This window comes from Microbacterium sp. NPDC057741, from assembly GCF_042798735.1.
Taxonomy (GTDB): Bacteria; Actinomycetota; Actinomycetes; order Actinomycetales; family Microbacteriaceae; genus Microbacterium.
In genome coordinates, this window is the sequence record NZ_JBHVJW010000001.1 from 784921 (window position 1) to 800371 (window position 15451).

Consider the following 15451-nt stretch of genomic DNA (forward strand, 5'->3'; position numbering starts at 1 on the left):
GGGGGCCGAGTCGGTGCGCGACCGACTACCCTCGGATGAATGGCCAGCGCACAGGTTCCCGCGACGGATGCTCCCGCTGCGCCACGCCTCCGGCTACACCTGCTCGGGGGTTTCCGTGCGACTCGGGACACGGAGCCGGCCCTGCCAGAGGCATGGCCGCGGCCCAGCGCCCGCATCCTGGTGAAGCTGCTCGCCGTGGCTCCTGGCCACCGTCTGCACCGCGATGAGATCATTGCGGTGTGCTGGCCGGACGCGACGCCCGATGCGGCGACGCGGAGCTTCGGCGTGGCACTGCATGCGGCCCGCCGCGCCCTCGAGCCCGAACTCGCCGCGCGCCGACCGTCGAGCTATCTCACGACGGAGGGCGCGATGCTGCTCCTCGAGCCCGGCACCGTCGATGTCGACACCGATGACGCGGAGCGCCTCGCCACTGCTGCGCTCGACGCTGATGACGCGATCGCCCTCTCGTCCGCGGCCGCCGCGCTCGAGGGAGAGGTGCTTCCCGAGGACCGCTACGCGGCATGGTCGCACCCGTTGCGCGACCGCCTGGCCGATCTGCGAGTCCGCGTGACTCTGCACCTTGCCGAGGCGCTCCTGGCCGCCGACCGCGCCGACGACGCGGTCACCGCAGCCCGCGCTGTGCTAGACGTGCACCCAGCCGAGGAACGGGCGCACCGTACGATCATGCGCGCATTCCTGGCGCAGGACCTGCGTCGGCAGGCGATCCACCAGTACCACGCCTGCCGTGAGTCGCTCGATGAGGAGCTTGGCGTGCGCCCGGGCGCTGAGACCGAGGCGCTCCACCTGCAGGCGCTCGATGTGAACCATGGCGGTGCGCGCCCGGCGGACGACGCCGTACTGCCACCTCCGGTTCTGCGCGTACCCCTTGCCACGCCCACCCATGGTCGTGCGGATGTGATCGAGCGGCTGGCCGCATCGGAGTCCCCGCCCGTCGTCCTCGTCACCGGCGAGGCCGGCATCGGCAAGACCAGAGTCGTCATCGAGGCAGCGCGACGGATGCTCGACGTCGGAGCGGTCGTGTTGTGGGGTGCCGCACACGATTCCGAAGGGCATACGCCCTACGGCGCGATCGTCGAGGCACTCGACGGCTGGCTGGCGGGACGCTCCGCGGCCGAACGCGCGCGCGTAGGCGGCGAGTATCCCGAGCTCGCAGCCCTGCTCCCCAGCCTCGGATCGTCTGCCCCCGGGCTGCAGCGCAGCCCGGATGACGAACGGCGTCGCCTGTTCCAGGCGGTCGACGCCCTGCTCGCCGACCTCTCCACCTCCGCACCCGTGCTGCTCGTGCTCGACGACCTGCATGCGGCCGACCTCGGCACCGTGCAGCTGCTCAGCGGCCTCGCGCGCCGCAGGCCGCTTTCGGACAGCGGATGGCGCACCATCGCGACCGTCCGCGATGATGAGTTGAACGCCGGCGATCCTCGGCGCAGCATCCTCGACGGCTTGCGACGCGAAGGCGTCGCGGCTACGGTGCCGGTGGATCGACTTGATCGCGAAGCCTGCCGAGCGCTCGCTCTGGACATCGGAGGTGACGCAGAGGCAGACCGCGTCTGGGAGCTCTCGCTCGGGCATCCGCTGTTTGCCGTGGAACTCGCGCGCGGCGCAGGCGAGACGCGCGACGACCATGACCGCTCCGCCGGGGTGCGTCAGCTCGTCGCTGCCCGCCTCGCGCGGCTGCCACTCGCCGCACGGCGCGTGGCCGAGGTCGTTGCGACTGCCGGCGGCGAAGCCGCGACCTCCGAGGTGCTCGACGTCGCGACACACGTGCTGCACCCGCCGCTCTCGAGCGGCGAGGCGGCCGAGGCCGTCGACGCCGCGCTCGGCGCCTCGGTGCTGTTCGAACGCGACCTCGTCATCGACGGCAGGCCGGTACCGGGCCTGGTGTTCCAGCATCCGCTGGTGCGGCTCACCGCGTACGACGAGCTCTCCCAGGCTCGTCGGCAGGTGCTGCACGGCGCTCTCGCCGACGTGGTGCTGCGCAGACGTCCACACGCGATCGACACACTGGCCACCCACCTCGCCCGGGCGGACGACCCGCGCGCCACGACCTATCTCCGTCAGGCCGCCGAGCGCGCGGCCGCGTTGAGCGCGAACGACACGGCGGACCTGTACTACTCAGAGCTCATCAGCCGGTTGGACGCTGTCAGTGCGGAGGCGTCGTGGGTGCGGCTTGAACGCAGCGTCGTTCTGCAACGGACTGGCCGCTTCGACGAGGCGCTCGTCGTGCTGACGGAGGCGCTAGGCGATCTGCGGCGGCGAGGCGATCGCGACGGGACCGTGCTCGCCACCGCGCGTATCGCGGAAGTGCTCACCAGCACAGCGTCACCACAAGAGGCGCTGTCGACCCTCGACACCGCCGCGGTATCGAAGACCTCCGGCGCACTGGCCGCGACCACCCACCATCTCGCACGCACGAGAGCGCTGCTGGTCACCGGCAACTACGCCGACGCCGTCGAATACGCCCGGCGTGCCGAGCAGGTCGCCGGTCAGGTTCCGGAGGAGCGCCGAGGAGGACTGATCGCGCGCGCTCTGCAGTATCAGGCCGTATCCCTCGCGCTCGACGGCCGCGTCGCCGAGGCCGGCCCGGTCGCACAGCAGGCGCTCCCCCACGCCGAGGCGTACGGCGACCCGCAGATCCTCGCCTCGGTGCTCTCGGTCGGACGCGAGCAGGCACGCCGGAGCGGGCGCCTGCACGAGGCCATCACGATGGGCAGGAGCGCCTTGGAGCTCGTGGCGCGTTCGGGTGAGCGACTGTCCCAGGCGTTCGAACAGGCCAACCTCGCCGAGCTCCACCTACTCGTGGAGGAGGTCGATCTCGCGTCGGAGCTCGCAGAGGCCGCAGCAGCGGCACCGGCCGATCAAGCCGGGCTCTCCACTTCGTACGCGCACGTCGCCCTCGCTCTCGTGCGGATGAGGCGCGGCGAGGATCCCGGCTCCGCTCTGGATACCGCCCAGAGGGCCGCTGAGGAGGCCGCCGACCGCCAGGCCCTTGACGAGGTCGGGCGGGCCAGAGCCCAATGGCTCATCGAGACCGGCGCTCCAGAAGCCGCCCTGCAGGTGCTCGCCGGACTCACCCGCGGTTCGGCGACCGCCGAGGCATGGGCGCACCTCGGACTCGGCGATGCTGACGTCGCGGAGCGCATCGCGGACGCCGAGGTCGAGAGGGCCAGGTCCGGAGGCGAACGGCTGAGCGAGGTCGACGCGCGCATCGTCCGAGCGGCGGCGCTCGCCCGGCTCGGCCGTACGCGCCGAGCCGAAGCGGAGTTCGCAGAGGCTGAAGAGCTCGCCGCGCGTCTGCCATACCCGGCCGGGCTCACCGGGCTCGCCAGAGCACGGATCGACACAGCCGGCGCAGACAGCTGAGCACTCGGTTCGACGGTCCGTGAGCGCTGGCGTCAGGGCGCGGGGATCGCCTGATCGAGGGCCGCACGCGCGGCGGCGACGATCGCCGCGTCCGTCACATCGAACCCGGATGCACCGCCGCCGGGGCCGCTGGGAGAGGTGTCGCCGGACGGCCGCCGAGCGGAGAGATGCACAGCGTCCGCCCCCGCTGCCACGAGCGCGGGGATGTCTTCGACTCGCACTCCCCCGCCGGGCATGATCTGCACACGCCCGGCGGATCGGCGGACGAGCTCCTCGATAGTGCCCAGTCCGTCGATGCTCCGCGCCGCGCCGCCGCTCGTCAGCACGCGGCGAACGCCGAGCTCGGCGAGCTGATCGACGGCGCCGACGGGGTCCGCGAGGGTGTCGATGGCCCGGTGGAAGACGATCTCGGAGCCGCCCGCAGCGTCTGTCCAGCGTCTCAGCGCCTCGATGTCGACCTGTCCCGCGGCATCCAGCGCCCCCACGACGACCGCTCCTGCTCCGCGGCGCACCATGTCGCGGACATCCGCCGCGACGACGGCGACCTCGGTCTCGTCGTAGACGAAGCCGCCCGGCCGCGGCCGGACCAGCACCGCGAGACGGTCCGCGCTGCCCGCTTCCGCGAGCACTGCGTCCACGGCACCCGCGGAGGGCGTGAGACCGCCTGTCTCCGCGAGGGCCTGGCACAGCTCGACTCGGTCGGCTCCCGCCGCGAGCGCGATGCGCGCGCCCGCGGCATCCTGCACGGCGATCTCGAGCTGCGCGGTACGCCGCGCCCTCGGCGCGGTCATCCGACCGTGGCCACGGCGACAGCCGCGCTGCGCAGGCCTTCGGGGATGCTCAGCGTCACGGTGCCGTCCGGATGGGAGATCGACCGGGCGATCGACCCGTCCGCCCAACGGGCCTCGCGGCCCGCCAGCTCGGCGGGCAGCGCCACGTCGCCGGTCGCCGGGTCGAGCGCGTGCACATGCACTCCCGCCGACGACGCCGTGTACCGCACCGGAGCGAGCGGCTCGCCGAAGCGGATCCACGGACGGGTGCCGTAGATCGCGGCGCCGTTCTCCGTCAGCCAGGTGCCCATCGCGCGCATAGCAGCCAGCTGCAGCGCCGGGATCGTCCCGTCGGCAGCCGGACCCACGTTGATCAGCAGATTGCCGTTCTTCGACACCACGTCGACGAGCATCCGGATCAGTGCATCGCCCGAGAGCGACTGCCGGTGGTCCTCCGCCTGGTTGAAGCCGAAGGAGTAGCCCAGACCCCGCGTGGACTCCCACGGGTGCTCGAGGATGTCGGGGATGTTGCGGTACTCGCGCGTGAGGAAGCCGTGGTACGGCACTCCCCAGCGATCATTCACGACTCCCTCCGGCACGGCGTCGAAGTAGCGCTTCAGCAACGCGGCGACCGCGAAGTCGTCGTCGCCCTTGCCCCCGTCGGGCCATTCGATGTCGTTCCAGAGCACGTCCGGCGAGAACTGCGCGACGAGCTCCTCGAGCTGTGCGGCCGAGTACCGCGAGAAGTGCTCGTCGTTCCTGCGGAAGCGGAACAGATCCGTGTCGGACTCGATCGGCGGGAAGTCGCTGACATGCCAGTCCAGCGCTCCGGAGTAGTACACCCCGAAACGCGCTCCGGCGCGACGGGTCGCGTCGTGGAACTCGCGGATGAGGTCGCGGCGCGGACCACGCGCGGCCGCGTTGAACCTCGTCGTCGCGGTGTCCCACAGGCAGAAGCCCTCGTGGTGCTTGGTCGTGGGGATGACGTACTTCGCACCGGCGCCGACCAGCTCGCCGACGAAGGCGTCGGCATCGAAGGCCGAGACGTCCCAGTGATCGGCGAGATCCTCGTAGGAGGTACCAGGGCCGTAAAGCTCCTGATGCCGCAGCCAGGTGGGGCTGCCCGCGATCCGCACGGTGTTGCCGTACCACTCGGCGTACTGATGCCAGGCGTAGGCGTCCTCGGTCGGGATGTTCACGTCCTCGCCGTGCTGCACGGCCCACGCCGGCACCGAATACAGGCCCCAGTGCACGAAGAACCCGAGCTTCGCGTCGCGGTACCACTCGGGGACGCCGTTCGCCGGATACTGAGGGGCAGCGGCGCCGAAGTCGGGGCCGGTGCGCATCTCGAAGTTCAGCATGCGGTGCTCTCCTCTCCACGGCGGCCCACGACGGCGGTGAGCGTCGGGACTCCGGTGGTGTCGAACGGGTAGACGCCGGGCTGCAGATGGCTGTGCCCCAGCCGGAGGAGGTCCTGGTCGACCCCGCCCGGCGTCAGTGCGAGGGTCCAGTCCGCGGCCAGATCGTAGAGCTCGGGCTCCAGATAGCCGATCTTCACCACGACGATGTCGGCCGCCTCAGGATCGAGCCCGAGCATCCGGAAGTCGTCCAGGTGGTGGAAGGGCTTGCGCCGCGACGTGATGATCGCGTGCAGGCCGCCGACGGCGATGACGGCCTGAGTGCCGGCATCCGGGTCGCCCTCGGTGATCGAGAAGACCTGTCCGGTGATCCGCACGGGGCCGCGCGGTCCGTGGTCGACGCGTGCCCCGGCGTCCAGCGTCACGGTCGCACCGACACCCGCGGCGTCCGCGGCGGCGACCGCCTCGGCGTCGAAGATCGACGCGACGAGGGTGGTCCGCGTGCCGTCCGTCAGCTCGGGCCGGGCCAGCAGCTCAGCCAGCGTCCACGTGACGTCGCCGGCGCCGCCGGCCGTGGGGTTGTCGCCGGAGTCGGAGATCAGATAGGGATGCGCGGCATGCGGCGCGAGCGCCTTCTCCAGGGCCCCCTCCAGGGTGGCTGTCTCCGCCACGAAGACGAAGTCCTCTCGGGCATCCCAGAACATCCTCGCGATGCGCTCCGACTCGGCCGTGATGAGCGCGCGATCGTCACCGGTGACCACGACGTAGGCCTGGCAGCGCGGCTCATCCGCCCAGGCGTAGCCGATCCACACCGAGGCGTCCACGACGCCGTCCAGGGACTCGATGCCGGGCAGCTCGGCGTAGATGCCGCGGGCCGGCTCCAGCCTGGTGCTGGTCTTCTCGCCGGGAAGCAGCACCGGCACCGGCACCCACGCCTTGTACGGCCGGCGCAGGACGGGGTCGGAGCCGTGCTGCCCGCGCAACCGGTCGAGCAGGTTCCAAACAGCCCGCTCCTTGGTGTTCATCCAGTCCTCGTGCGGAGCCATGCGGTAGCACGTGAGCAGGTCCACCTCGTCGCGCAGCACCTCGGAGACGTTCCCGTGCAGGTCCATCGACGTGGTGATCAGCGTGTCCGGGCCGAGTTCGGCACGGACGGCGCGGGCGAGGTCGCCCTCGGCGTCCTGCATGCCGATCACGCTCATCGCGCCGTGGATGTCGAAGAAGAAGCCGTCGAACGCGCCACCGTCCCGGATGGCGTCGCGGATGCCCGTGACGATCGCGTCCTTCATGCGCCGATACGTCTCCGGTGCGACCGCGCCGCCGGGCAACGAGCGCCCGTGGAAGATCGGCACCCAGCGGGCGGCCGCACGCAGCTCCCGGCCCGCGTCGAGGAAGGGGTAGTACCCGATCAGGTCGTCGCCGGTGCGGATCGTGAACGCCTCGTCGCCGGACACGTGCGGCGAGAACGTGCTCGACTCGATCGAGATGCCGGCGATCCCGATACGCGGGGCGGTCAGCCCTCCATCGGAGAGCGGGGCCAGCGGCCCCATCCAGATCTCACTCGCTTCCGGACGGTCGGTCATGTGTCCTCCTGTACGACTCGGTTCAGTATGCGGGAACAGCGTGTGCGCGCCGTGCGGATTCGATGGCGCCGAGGGCGACCGCATCGCCGCCCTTCGACGCGGGGATCACCCGCAGCGGGATGCCGGTGATCGGCGCATCGGTGCGCAGCGTCTCCTCGACGGCCGGGGCGAGCAGGTCCCAGGCCCGGGCCACTCCCCCTCCGACGATCGCCACCGGCACGTCGAGCAGCGTCGCCGCACTCGCACAGGCCAGCGCGAGAGCCCTGCCGGCGTCACGGAACACCGCGATCGCATCGGCGTCGCCCGTCCTGGCGCGATCGGCCACCTCTCGCGAGTCCAGTGATGCGCCGGTGCGGTCGGCGTAACGGGCGCCGATCGACGTGCCCGAAGCCAGGGTCTCCAGGTGCCCGGTCTGGCCGCACGTACAGCGCAGGTCGCTGTATCCGGGCGTGTGCCCGATCTCGCCGGCCGCACCGTGCGGTCCGTGCCGCAGGTCGCCGTCGACGATGAGCGCCCCTCCGACGCCGGTGCCGAGCATCACGCCGAGCACGTCGCGGTCGTCGCGGCCGGCCGCTTCTCCGAGCAGAAAGGCGTTCACGTCGTTCTCGATCCGCACCGGCACACCCAGACGTGCCGACAGCTCATCAGCCAGCGGGAAGCCGACCCAGTCCACGAACGTCTCGGATGCCGCACGGATGGTCCCGGAGGCGTGGTCGACGACACCCGCCGCGCCGACACCCGCGGCGCGCAGCGAGGCGCCCGCCTCGAGGCTCAGCCGCGTCACCAGAGCTGCGGCGGCATCCGCCATCGCGGCGCCACCCTCTCTGGCGGGCGCCGGGGAGCTGCCCCGTGCCAGAACGGTCCCCTGCTCGTCGACGATGAGCGCGGCGATCTTGGTGCCGCCGATGTCGATACCGGCGTCCGCGGGGATGCCCGCGGGCACAGCGGTGCCCTGGTCCTGCGTCATGCTCACCTCAGCGACCGCCCAGCCCCGCCATGGCGATGCCCTTGACCAGATGCTTCTGCAGCGCGATCACGAGGATCGTGGTCGGGATCATCGAGATGATCGATGCCGCCATCTGCAGGTCCCAGCGCGTGCCGGTCAGACCCGAGAAGCTCGCGAGACCGACGGGCAGCGTGCCGTGCGCGTTGTAGTCGACCGTGACGATCAGCGGCCACAGGTAGCTGTTCCAGAACGACAGGAACGTGAACACCGCGAGGACCGCGACCGCCGAGGTCGACAGCGGCAGGATGATCCGCAGGAACGTCCGCACCGCACCGGCGCCGTCGACCCGGGCCGCCTCCTCCAGCTCATAGGGGATGCCGCGGAAGAACTGCCGCATCAGGAATGTGCCGAAGGCGGTGAACGCGAACGGGAAGATCAGCGCCTGGAAGGTGTCGACCCATCCGGCCCACTGCATCACCTGGAACATCGGGATGACGAGCACCTCGGCCGGGACCATCAGGGTGGCCAGGAACAGCACGAAGACGGCATCCCGGCCCTTCCAGCGCAGGCGGCCGAACGCGTAACCGGCTGTCGTCGAGACAACGAGCACCACGAGGGTGCCCGCGACCGAGACGAACAGCGAGTTGAAGATGTACGTCCAGAACGGGCCGTACTCGAAGACCTCGGCGAAGTTCGACCATCGCACCTCCGAGCCGATCAGGCGAGGCGGCATGGCGAACATCTCGCCGTTCGGCTTGAGCGCTGAGAAGAACGCGTAGATCAAGGGCAGGAGGAAGATACCGGCCGCGATGTAGACGGCGATGTGCGCGAACACCAGCCGGACGCGGCCGGCAGTGCTCTGCGGCGCGCGACCGCGGGTGCGCTCCACCTCGACCTGGCCGTCGTCGCCGGAATCGCCGAGCACGAGGGGCTCCATGACATCAGTGCTCATAGTGCACCCACTTCTTCTGCGCGCCGAACTGCAGCGCGGTGATGATGATGATCAGCGCGAAGAGGATCCACGCACCGGCGGCGGCGAGGCCCAGGTCCTGGAACTTGAAGCCCTGGTTGTAGATCCACATCACCAGCGGCATCGTGGCGTTGCCCGGTCCGCCGCCGGTGAGCATCTGGGGCTGCACGAACACCTGCAGCGAGGTGATCATCGTCATGATCGTGGCGAAGAAGATCGCCGGTGAGATCATCGGGATCATCACGCTCCAGGTGAGGCGGAACCCACGTGCGCCGTCGATCACGGCGGCCTCCATCACGCTCTCCGGGAGCTGCTCGAGCGCGGCCGAGAAGATCAGCATGTTGTAGCCGATCCCCTGCCACACGCTCATGACGACGACCATGATCATCGCCCAGTTCTTGTCGGCGAGGAAGTTCGGCAGCTCGACGCCGAACCAGGTCTGCGCCAGACCGTTGAAGAGCCCCTGCGGCTGCAGCAGCATCTTCCAGACCAGCACGTTCGCCACCATGGGGGTGACGACCGGGATGAAGAACAGCACGCGCAGGGCGCCACGACCACGGATGCGCGGCCCGAGGGCGAGTGCCATCAGCAGCGACAGAGCGATGCTGGCGGGGACGTACAGCAGCGTGAACACGATCGTGTTCCGCAGGGCGGGCAGGAAGTTCGGGTCCTGGAAGAGCCTGGCGTAGTTCGCGCCGCCGTTGAAGGTGCGCTCGCCGAACGTCGGCCAGTCGAAGAAGCTCATCACGATGGACAAGACGACCGGCACGATCGTGAACAGGGCGAGGCCCACCAGGGCCGGGCTTGCGAAGCCCAGCGCCTGGCGCGCCTCGACCTTGGCGAGCGACCCGCGACGACGGCGAGGAGCGGTCGTGGTGGTCATCTCTGTGTACATCCCTTGGTGTTGTGCGTGGCTCAGTTGCCGAACTGCTGCTGCGCGGACTCGAGCACCGTCTTCATCGGCTCCTGGCCGTTGTAGACGCTGACGAGCTCCGGCTGCACGTACGTGCCGACCTTGGCCCAGTTGTCGGAGACGTTCTGTCCTTCGACGTTCTTGAATGCGGCTTCGAAGACCGACTTCACCTGGTCGCGGTACTGCGGGTCGAGTGACTCGAAGTACAGCGGCTGGCTCTCGGCGCGGGCCGGGTAGCTGCGACCCGAGGAGGCGATGTAGTCCTGCGAGTCCTTGCTGAGCAGCGAGCCGAGCACCTTCAGCGCGGCGTCCTTGTTCTTGCAGGTCTCCGCGATGCCGAAGCCCGAGCCCAGCACGAGGCTGAGGTCGCCCTTGGCGCCAGTGGGCAGCGGGGCCAGGCCGGCCTTGAACCCGGCGTCGTTCTTCAGGTAGCCGACCGCGTTCCAGGTGCCGTCGACGGCCATCGCGGCGTTCTCGCTGGTGAACTGGTTCTCGCCCCAACCGCCTTCGGAGGCGGATGCCACGGGCGCGGCCACCTTCTGGTCGGTGACCAACCCGGCGTACCACTCGGATGCCTTGAGGAAGCCGGGGTCGGTCAACTGCAGCTTGCCGTCGGCGGACACCGGCTGCGTGCCGGACTTCGCGATCGGCAGCGCCTGCCACTGGAAGTCGCCCATGCCGATGCCGAAGCCGAACTTGCCCCCGGTCGTCGCCTTCTTGGCGGTCGCCTCGAAGTCCTCGAAGGTCCAGTCGTTGGTCGGCAGCTCGGCGCCGGCCGCCTTGAGCTGGTCCTCGTTGTAGTAGGTCACCATGGTCGACACGTCGAAGGGCAGGCCGTACAGGTCACCCTTGTTCTTGAGGATCTCGGTGGCACCGGCCGCGAAGTCGCTCTCGGCGAGGCCCGCGGTCTTCAGGTCGGCGTCGGTGAGCTTCACGAAGCCGTCTGTGTAGCTGGCGAGCATCCCGGAGTTCATGCCGGTGACGCACGCCATGTTGCCGGAGGCCATGTTGGTGGTGAGCTTCGTGAAGAAGTCGCCCCAGGGCGCCGTGCGAAGCTCGATCTTCAGGTCGGGGTTCTGCTTCTTCGCGACGTCGATCTGCGCCTTCAGCGCGGCGGTGTCGTCCGCGCTGCCCGCCCACATGTCGACGACGATGGCGTCGCTGTCCGCAGAACCGCCGGTGCTCGGGCCGTTCGAGCATCCGGCCATCGCCACGGCGACGCCGGCGACCGCGATCACGGCCCCCACGCGCTTGATCTTCATTGATTGCCTCCTAGCAGGAAGGTTACTTCGACTCCCGAAACAACCTAGTAACGTCTTGAACGAAGTTACCGTGCCATACTTCGTACATCGACGCAAGCGGAACATCCGATGTCTACGGAGCACCGCGATGCTCCGCGGACACCCAGGAGACAGACATGCCGCCCTCAGACGAAGCCTTCGGCCGCCGCATCGTCGAGCTCATCGCGGGTGGTGACGCGCGCTCCCGCAGTGAGCTCGCCGCACAGCTCGGCGTCGCCCCCTCGACCGTGGGAATGCGCGTGCAGACGCTGCTCGACGCCGGCATCCTCCGGGAAGCCGGCGACGGCACCTCACGCGGCGGCCGGCGGCCGCGCGTGCTGCAGCTCGCCGAAGCCGGGACGATCCTCACGGCGGACCTCGGCGGCGGCCACGCCCGCATCGGACGGCACACCCTCGGCGGAGCCCTCGACCGGGTGGAGACGATCGCCGTCGACCTCGCCGACGGCCCCGAGGCCACGCTGGAGCGGGTGAGCGCGGTCTTCGACCGCTTCGGCGAGAACGCGTCGGTGCGCGCCATCGGAGTGGGCCTGCCCGGCCCCGTCGACATCACGACCGGTGCGGTGGATCAGCCGTCGCGGATGCCCGGCTGGCCGGGATTCCGCGTCGGCGAGCACCTGCGTGCCCGGCACGGCGTACCCGCGGCCGTCGACAACGATGCGAACCTGGCGGCGCTCGGCGAGCACACCATGCAGTTCGGCGCGGAGAAGCACTCCATCACCGTCAAGGCGGGCACAGCGATCGGCAGCGGCATCATCGTGGACGGCAGGGTGCACCGCGGTGCCACTGGCGCCGCCGGCGACATCACGCACACCCGCATCGACGGCAGCGGCGACATCCCGTGCTCCTGCGGCAACACCGGATGCCTCGAGACCGTCGCCAGCGGCGCGAGCCTGGTCCGGCAGATGCACGAGCGGGGGTTCGGCTCCGTGCACACCACGGAGGACGTGCTGAGCATGGCGAGGGACGCGCACCCCGGGGCCACCACGCTGGTCCGCACCGCGGGGACGCACCTCGGCCAGGCGCTCTCCGGAGTGGTGAACTTCTTCAACCCGCATGCTGTGTTCCTCACCGGCAGCATGAGCGCGTCCGAGCCGTTCCTGGCCGCGGTGCGGAGCCGGGTCTACGAGGCCTGCCACCCCCTGGTCACGCAGACCCTGCGGATCGAGGCGGCGCGCACCGGAGCCGACGCCATCCTGCAGGGTGCCGCGCGGCTGGCGATGGACGGCCTCGAGCTGCGGGCCCCCTGACCCTCAGTCGCCGGTCAGAGTCAGTTCGATCACCGGGATCAGCACGTCGGGGCGCTGCACCGGCAGGTGTACGGTCAGGGTGCCCTCGGCCTGTCCGGCGGGCGTCATGTTCACCGCCTGCTGACCGGGATCGATCACCGATGTGCGCAGCCAGGAGCCGTCGTTCAGCAGCCGCGCGAAGCTCACGCGACCGCCCAGGTCCGGCAGGTGCACGAAGCCGAGCGGCCAGGAGAACAGGTGCAGGTAGAGCCGATCGCCGCGGCGGGTGTAGACACCCTCACGGGGCGGGACGAAGTCGGCGTGGCCCGCTCCGACGATCGCGTCACGGTGCAGTCGCATCCACTCGCCGATCTCGGCGAACGTCGCCTCGTCGCGCGGCGCGATCTCCCCACGGCCGTTCGGGCCGACGTTGAGCAGCATGTTCCCGTCCATCGACACGGAATCCGCCAGCATCTGCGTGAGCAGGGTTGCGGACTTCTGGTCGTGATTGTCGCGGTGATACCCCCACGACCCGTCCAGCGTCTGGCAGGCCTCCCACACCTGAGGCACGCCGTTCCGGTCCACCAGGGGCGAGGTCGGCTGGTACTGCTCGGGCGTCACCAGGTCGCCGGGGATGCCCAGCCGGTCGTTGATCAGCATGTCCGGCTGCAGCTCGCGACACAGAGCGAGCAGCTCCTCGGATCCCCAGTCCTCGGGGCCCTTGCCGGCCCAGCCGTCCCGGCTCTCCGGGTAGTTGAAGTCGAAGAACAGGTAGTCGACGGTGCCGTAGCGCGTCAGCAGCTCCCGCACCTGAGCGTGCATGTAGGCGCGGTAGCGCGCCATGTCCCTGCCCTCGTTGAGCGCGACGGCGTCGACGTCATCGCGGCGCGGGTGGTTCCAGTCCACGGTGAAGTCGGGATGATGCCAGTCGAGGAGCGAATGGTAGAAGCCGACCTGGAGCCCCTCGGCGCGTACCGCGTCGACGAACTCGCGCACCAGATCGCGCCCGCAGGAGGTGATCGACGAGAAGTCCGTCTCGTCTGTGTCCCACAGGCAGAACCCGTCGTGGTGCTTGGTGGTCAGCACCACGTAGCCCATGCCGGTCTCCTTGGCGCGGCGCGCCAGCGCGCGGGCGTCGAAGAGGTCGGGGTCGAAGTGCTCGGTGTAGGGCCGGTACTCCTCATCCGTCAGGCGCTCGTAGTTCTGCACCCACTCGTGCCGCGCCGCCACACTGTACGCACCGAAGTGCACGAACATCCCGAACCGGGCCTCATCGAACCATTCCTGCCGCATACCTCTCATCCTGGCACAGACATCGGATGTCTGGGGACGAAAGAAGCGGATGCCGCCCCAGGGCGACATCCGCTTCTTCAGAAACGACGGGTCAGCGCGCAGCGCTGCCCTCGACGTAGTCCTCGTCGGACTGCTTCCAGGCGAACAGAGCGCGCAGCTCCTTGCCGGTCGCCTCGATCGGGTGACCCTGCTCCTTCTCGCGGAGGGCGAGGAACTCGGCGCCGCCGTTGTCCTGGTCCTCGATGAAGCGCTTCGCGAAGGCGCCGGACTGGATGTCGGCCAGCACCTCGCCCATGCGAGCCTTCACGCCGGCGTCGATGATGCGCGGGCCGGACACGTAGTCGCCGAACTCGGCGGTGTCGGAGATCGACCAGCGCTGCTTGGCGATGCCGCCCTCCCACATCAGGTCGACGATGAGCTTCAGCTCGTGCAGCACCTCGAAGTAGGCGATCTGGGGCTGGTAGCCCGCCTCGGTGAGGGTCTCGAAGCCGGCCTGCACCAGGTGGCTCATGCCACCGCACAGGACGGCCTGCTCGCCGAACAGGTCGGTCTCGGTCTCCTCGGTGAAGGTGGTCTTGATGACGCCGGCGCGGGTTCCGCCGATCGCCTTCGCGTAGGACAGCGCGGTGGCCCAGGCCTGGCCCGACGCGTCGCGCTCGACGGCGATGATGTCCGGGATACCGCGGCCGGCGACGAACTCACGACGCACGGTGTGGCCGGGAGCCTTCGGCGCGATCAGGATCACGTCGACACCCTCGGGTGCGTCGATGTAGCCGAACCGGATGTTGAAGCCGTGCGCGAAGGCCAGCGTCTTGCCCGGGGTCAGCTTGTCCTTGATCGAGTCGGCGTAGATGCCGCGCTGGTGCTGGTCGGGCGCGAGGATCATGATCAGGTCGGCCCACTCGGTGGCATCCGCCACGTTCTTGACCGGGAAGCCGGCCTCCTCGGCCTTGGCGATCGACTTCGAGCCCTCCTTGAGGGCGATGGCGACCTCGACGCCCGAGTCGCGAAGGTTCATCGCGTGCGCGTGGCCCTGCGAGCCGTAGCCGACGATCGCGACCTTCTTGCTCTGGATGATCGACAGGTCGGCGTCAGCGTCGTAGAAGATCTCGGTGCTCACTTGTATTTCTCCTTGCTAGTGGTACTTCTTCTCGCTTCGCTCGCCCAGCAGACGAGCGGGCGAACATGGTTCGGTGTGCTCAGCCGCGCAGCACTCGCTCGGTGATGCTCTTGCCGCCGCGGCCGATGGCGACCAGGCCGGACTGCGCCAGCTCCTTGACGCCGAAGGGCTCGAGGGCGCGCAGCAGGGCCTCGACCTTGCCCTTGTCGCCGGTGACCTCGATCACCAGGGCGTCGGGAGCGTAGTCGACGACGGAGGCGCGGAACAGGTTCACGACCTCGAGCACGTTCGAGCGGGTGTTGTTGTCGGTGCGCACCTTGATCAGCATGTGGTGGCGCTGCACCGAGGCCGACTGCTCGAGCTCGACGATCTTGATCACGTTGATCAGCTTGTTCAGCTGCTTGGTGACCTGCTCCAGGGGCAGGTCCTCGACGTCCACTACGACGGTGATGCGCGAGATGCCCGGCACCTCGGTCACCCCCACCGCGAGGGACTCGATGTTGAAGCCGCGGCGGGCGAACAGCCCCGCGACACGGGTCAGCAGACCCGGACGATCCTCGACGAGCAGGCTCAGCACGTGCTTCGACATG

At 69.6% G+C, this 15451-nt stretch carries 12 protein-coding genes; 2 read left to right on the plus strand and 10 right to left on the minus strand.

The genetic code is table 11. The features are described 5' to 3' along the window. Positions 1 to 39 precede the first annotated feature (39 nt). Positions 40 to 3381 (plus strand): ATP-binding protein, encoded by a 3342-nt coding sequence (locus tag ACFVDO_RS03810; RefSeq protein WP_378858491.1) that lies wholly within the window; start codon positions 40 to 42, stop codon positions 3379 to 3381. 32 nt (positions 3382 to 3413) lie between these two features. Here the strand turns inward: ACFVDO_RS03810 and ACFVDO_RS03815 are convergent, their stop codons facing one another. The 7 genes from ACFVDO_RS03815 to ACFVDO_RS03845 are packed head-to-tail and all read right to left on the minus strand — an operon-like array spanning position 3414 to position 11183. Next, complete coding sequence (locus ACFVDO_RS03815) at positions 3414 to 4172, minus strand: copper homeostasis protein CutC (protein WP_378858490.1); 759 nt, start codon at positions 4170 to 4172, stop codon at positions 3414 to 3416. Beyond that, entirely contained in the window at positions 4169 to 5512 is a 1344-nt protein-coding gene (locus ACFVDO_RS03820; RefSeq protein WP_378858489.1) for an alpha-L-fucosidase, read from the minus strand. Before ACFVDO_RS03820 ends, ACFVDO_RS03815 begins: the two co-directional genes overlap by 4 nt. After that, positions 5506 to 7092 carry a M81 family metallopeptidase gene (locus tag ACFVDO_RS03825; protein ID WP_378858488.1) on the minus strand — a complete coding sequence of 529 codons (1587 nt, stop codon included), beginning with the start codon at positions 7090 to 7092 and terminating at the stop codon, positions 5506 to 5508. The genes ACFVDO_RS03820 and ACFVDO_RS03825 overlap by 7 nt, the downstream gene beginning before the upstream one ends. Positions 7093 to 7114: 22 nt before the next feature. After that, positions 7115 to 8059: an ROK family protein gene (locus ACFVDO_RS03830; protein WP_378858487.1), complete on the minus strand. Its 945-nt coding sequence runs from the start codon at positions 8057 to 8059 to the stop codon at positions 7115 to 7117. Between the two features lie 7 nt (positions 8060 to 8066). Beyond that, on the minus strand, positions 8067 to 8990 hold the full coding sequence (locus ACFVDO_RS03835) for a carbohydrate ABC transporter permease (RefSeq protein WP_378858486.1): 924 nt from the start codon (positions 8988 to 8990) through the stop codon (positions 8067 to 8069). Beyond that, positions 8980 to 9891 carry a carbohydrate ABC transporter permease gene (locus ACFVDO_RS03840; RefSeq protein ID WP_157311944.1) on the minus strand — a complete coding sequence of 304 codons (912 nt, stop codon included), beginning with the start codon at positions 9889 to 9891 and terminating at the stop codon, positions 8980 to 8982. Before ACFVDO_RS03840 ends, ACFVDO_RS03835 begins: the two co-directional genes overlap by 11 nt. 32 nt (positions 9892 to 9923) lie before the next feature. After that, the gene (locus ACFVDO_RS03845; protein ID WP_378858485.1) at positions 9924 to 11183 is read right to left on the minus strand and encodes an ABC transporter substrate-binding protein; all 1260 of its coding nucleotides are present in this window, start codon (positions 11181 to 11183) and stop codon (positions 9924 to 9926) included. Positions 11184 to 11338: 155 nt separating this feature from the next. Between ACFVDO_RS03845 and ACFVDO_RS03850 the strand changes: the two genes are divergently transcribed. Further along, positions 11339 to 12469 carry an ROK family protein gene (locus tag ACFVDO_RS03850; protein WP_378858484.1) on the plus strand — a complete coding sequence of 377 codons (1131 nt, stop codon included), beginning with the start codon at positions 11339 to 11341 and terminating at the stop codon, positions 12467 to 12469. A 3-nt stretch (positions 12470 to 12472) separates the two neighbouring features. Here ACFVDO_RS03850 and ACFVDO_RS03855 read toward each other — a convergent pair whose 3' ends face one another. The 3 genes from ACFVDO_RS03855 to ilvN all read right to left on the minus strand — a co-directional run bounded on the left by ACFVDO_RS03855 (position 12473) and on the right by ilvN (position 15450). Then, a complete protein-coding gene (locus tag ACFVDO_RS03855; protein ID WP_378858483.1) occupies positions 12473 to 13750 on the minus strand; it encodes an alpha-L-fucosidase in 1278 nt (425 codons plus the stop codon). Between the two features lie 82 nt (positions 13751 to 13832). After that, positions 13833 to 14861, minus strand: a complete 1029-nt coding sequence (gene ilvC / locus ACFVDO_RS03860; protein WP_378858482.1) for a ketol-acid reductoisomerase — start codon at positions 14859 to 14861, stop codon at positions 13833 to 13835. A gap of 79 nt (positions 14862 to 14940) precedes the next feature. Next, entirely contained in the window at positions 14941 to 15450 is a 510-nt protein-coding gene (ilvN, locus tag ACFVDO_RS03865) for an acetolactate synthase small subunit (protein ID WP_378858481.1), read from the minus strand. Between the last annotated feature and the right edge of the window lies 1 nt (position 15451).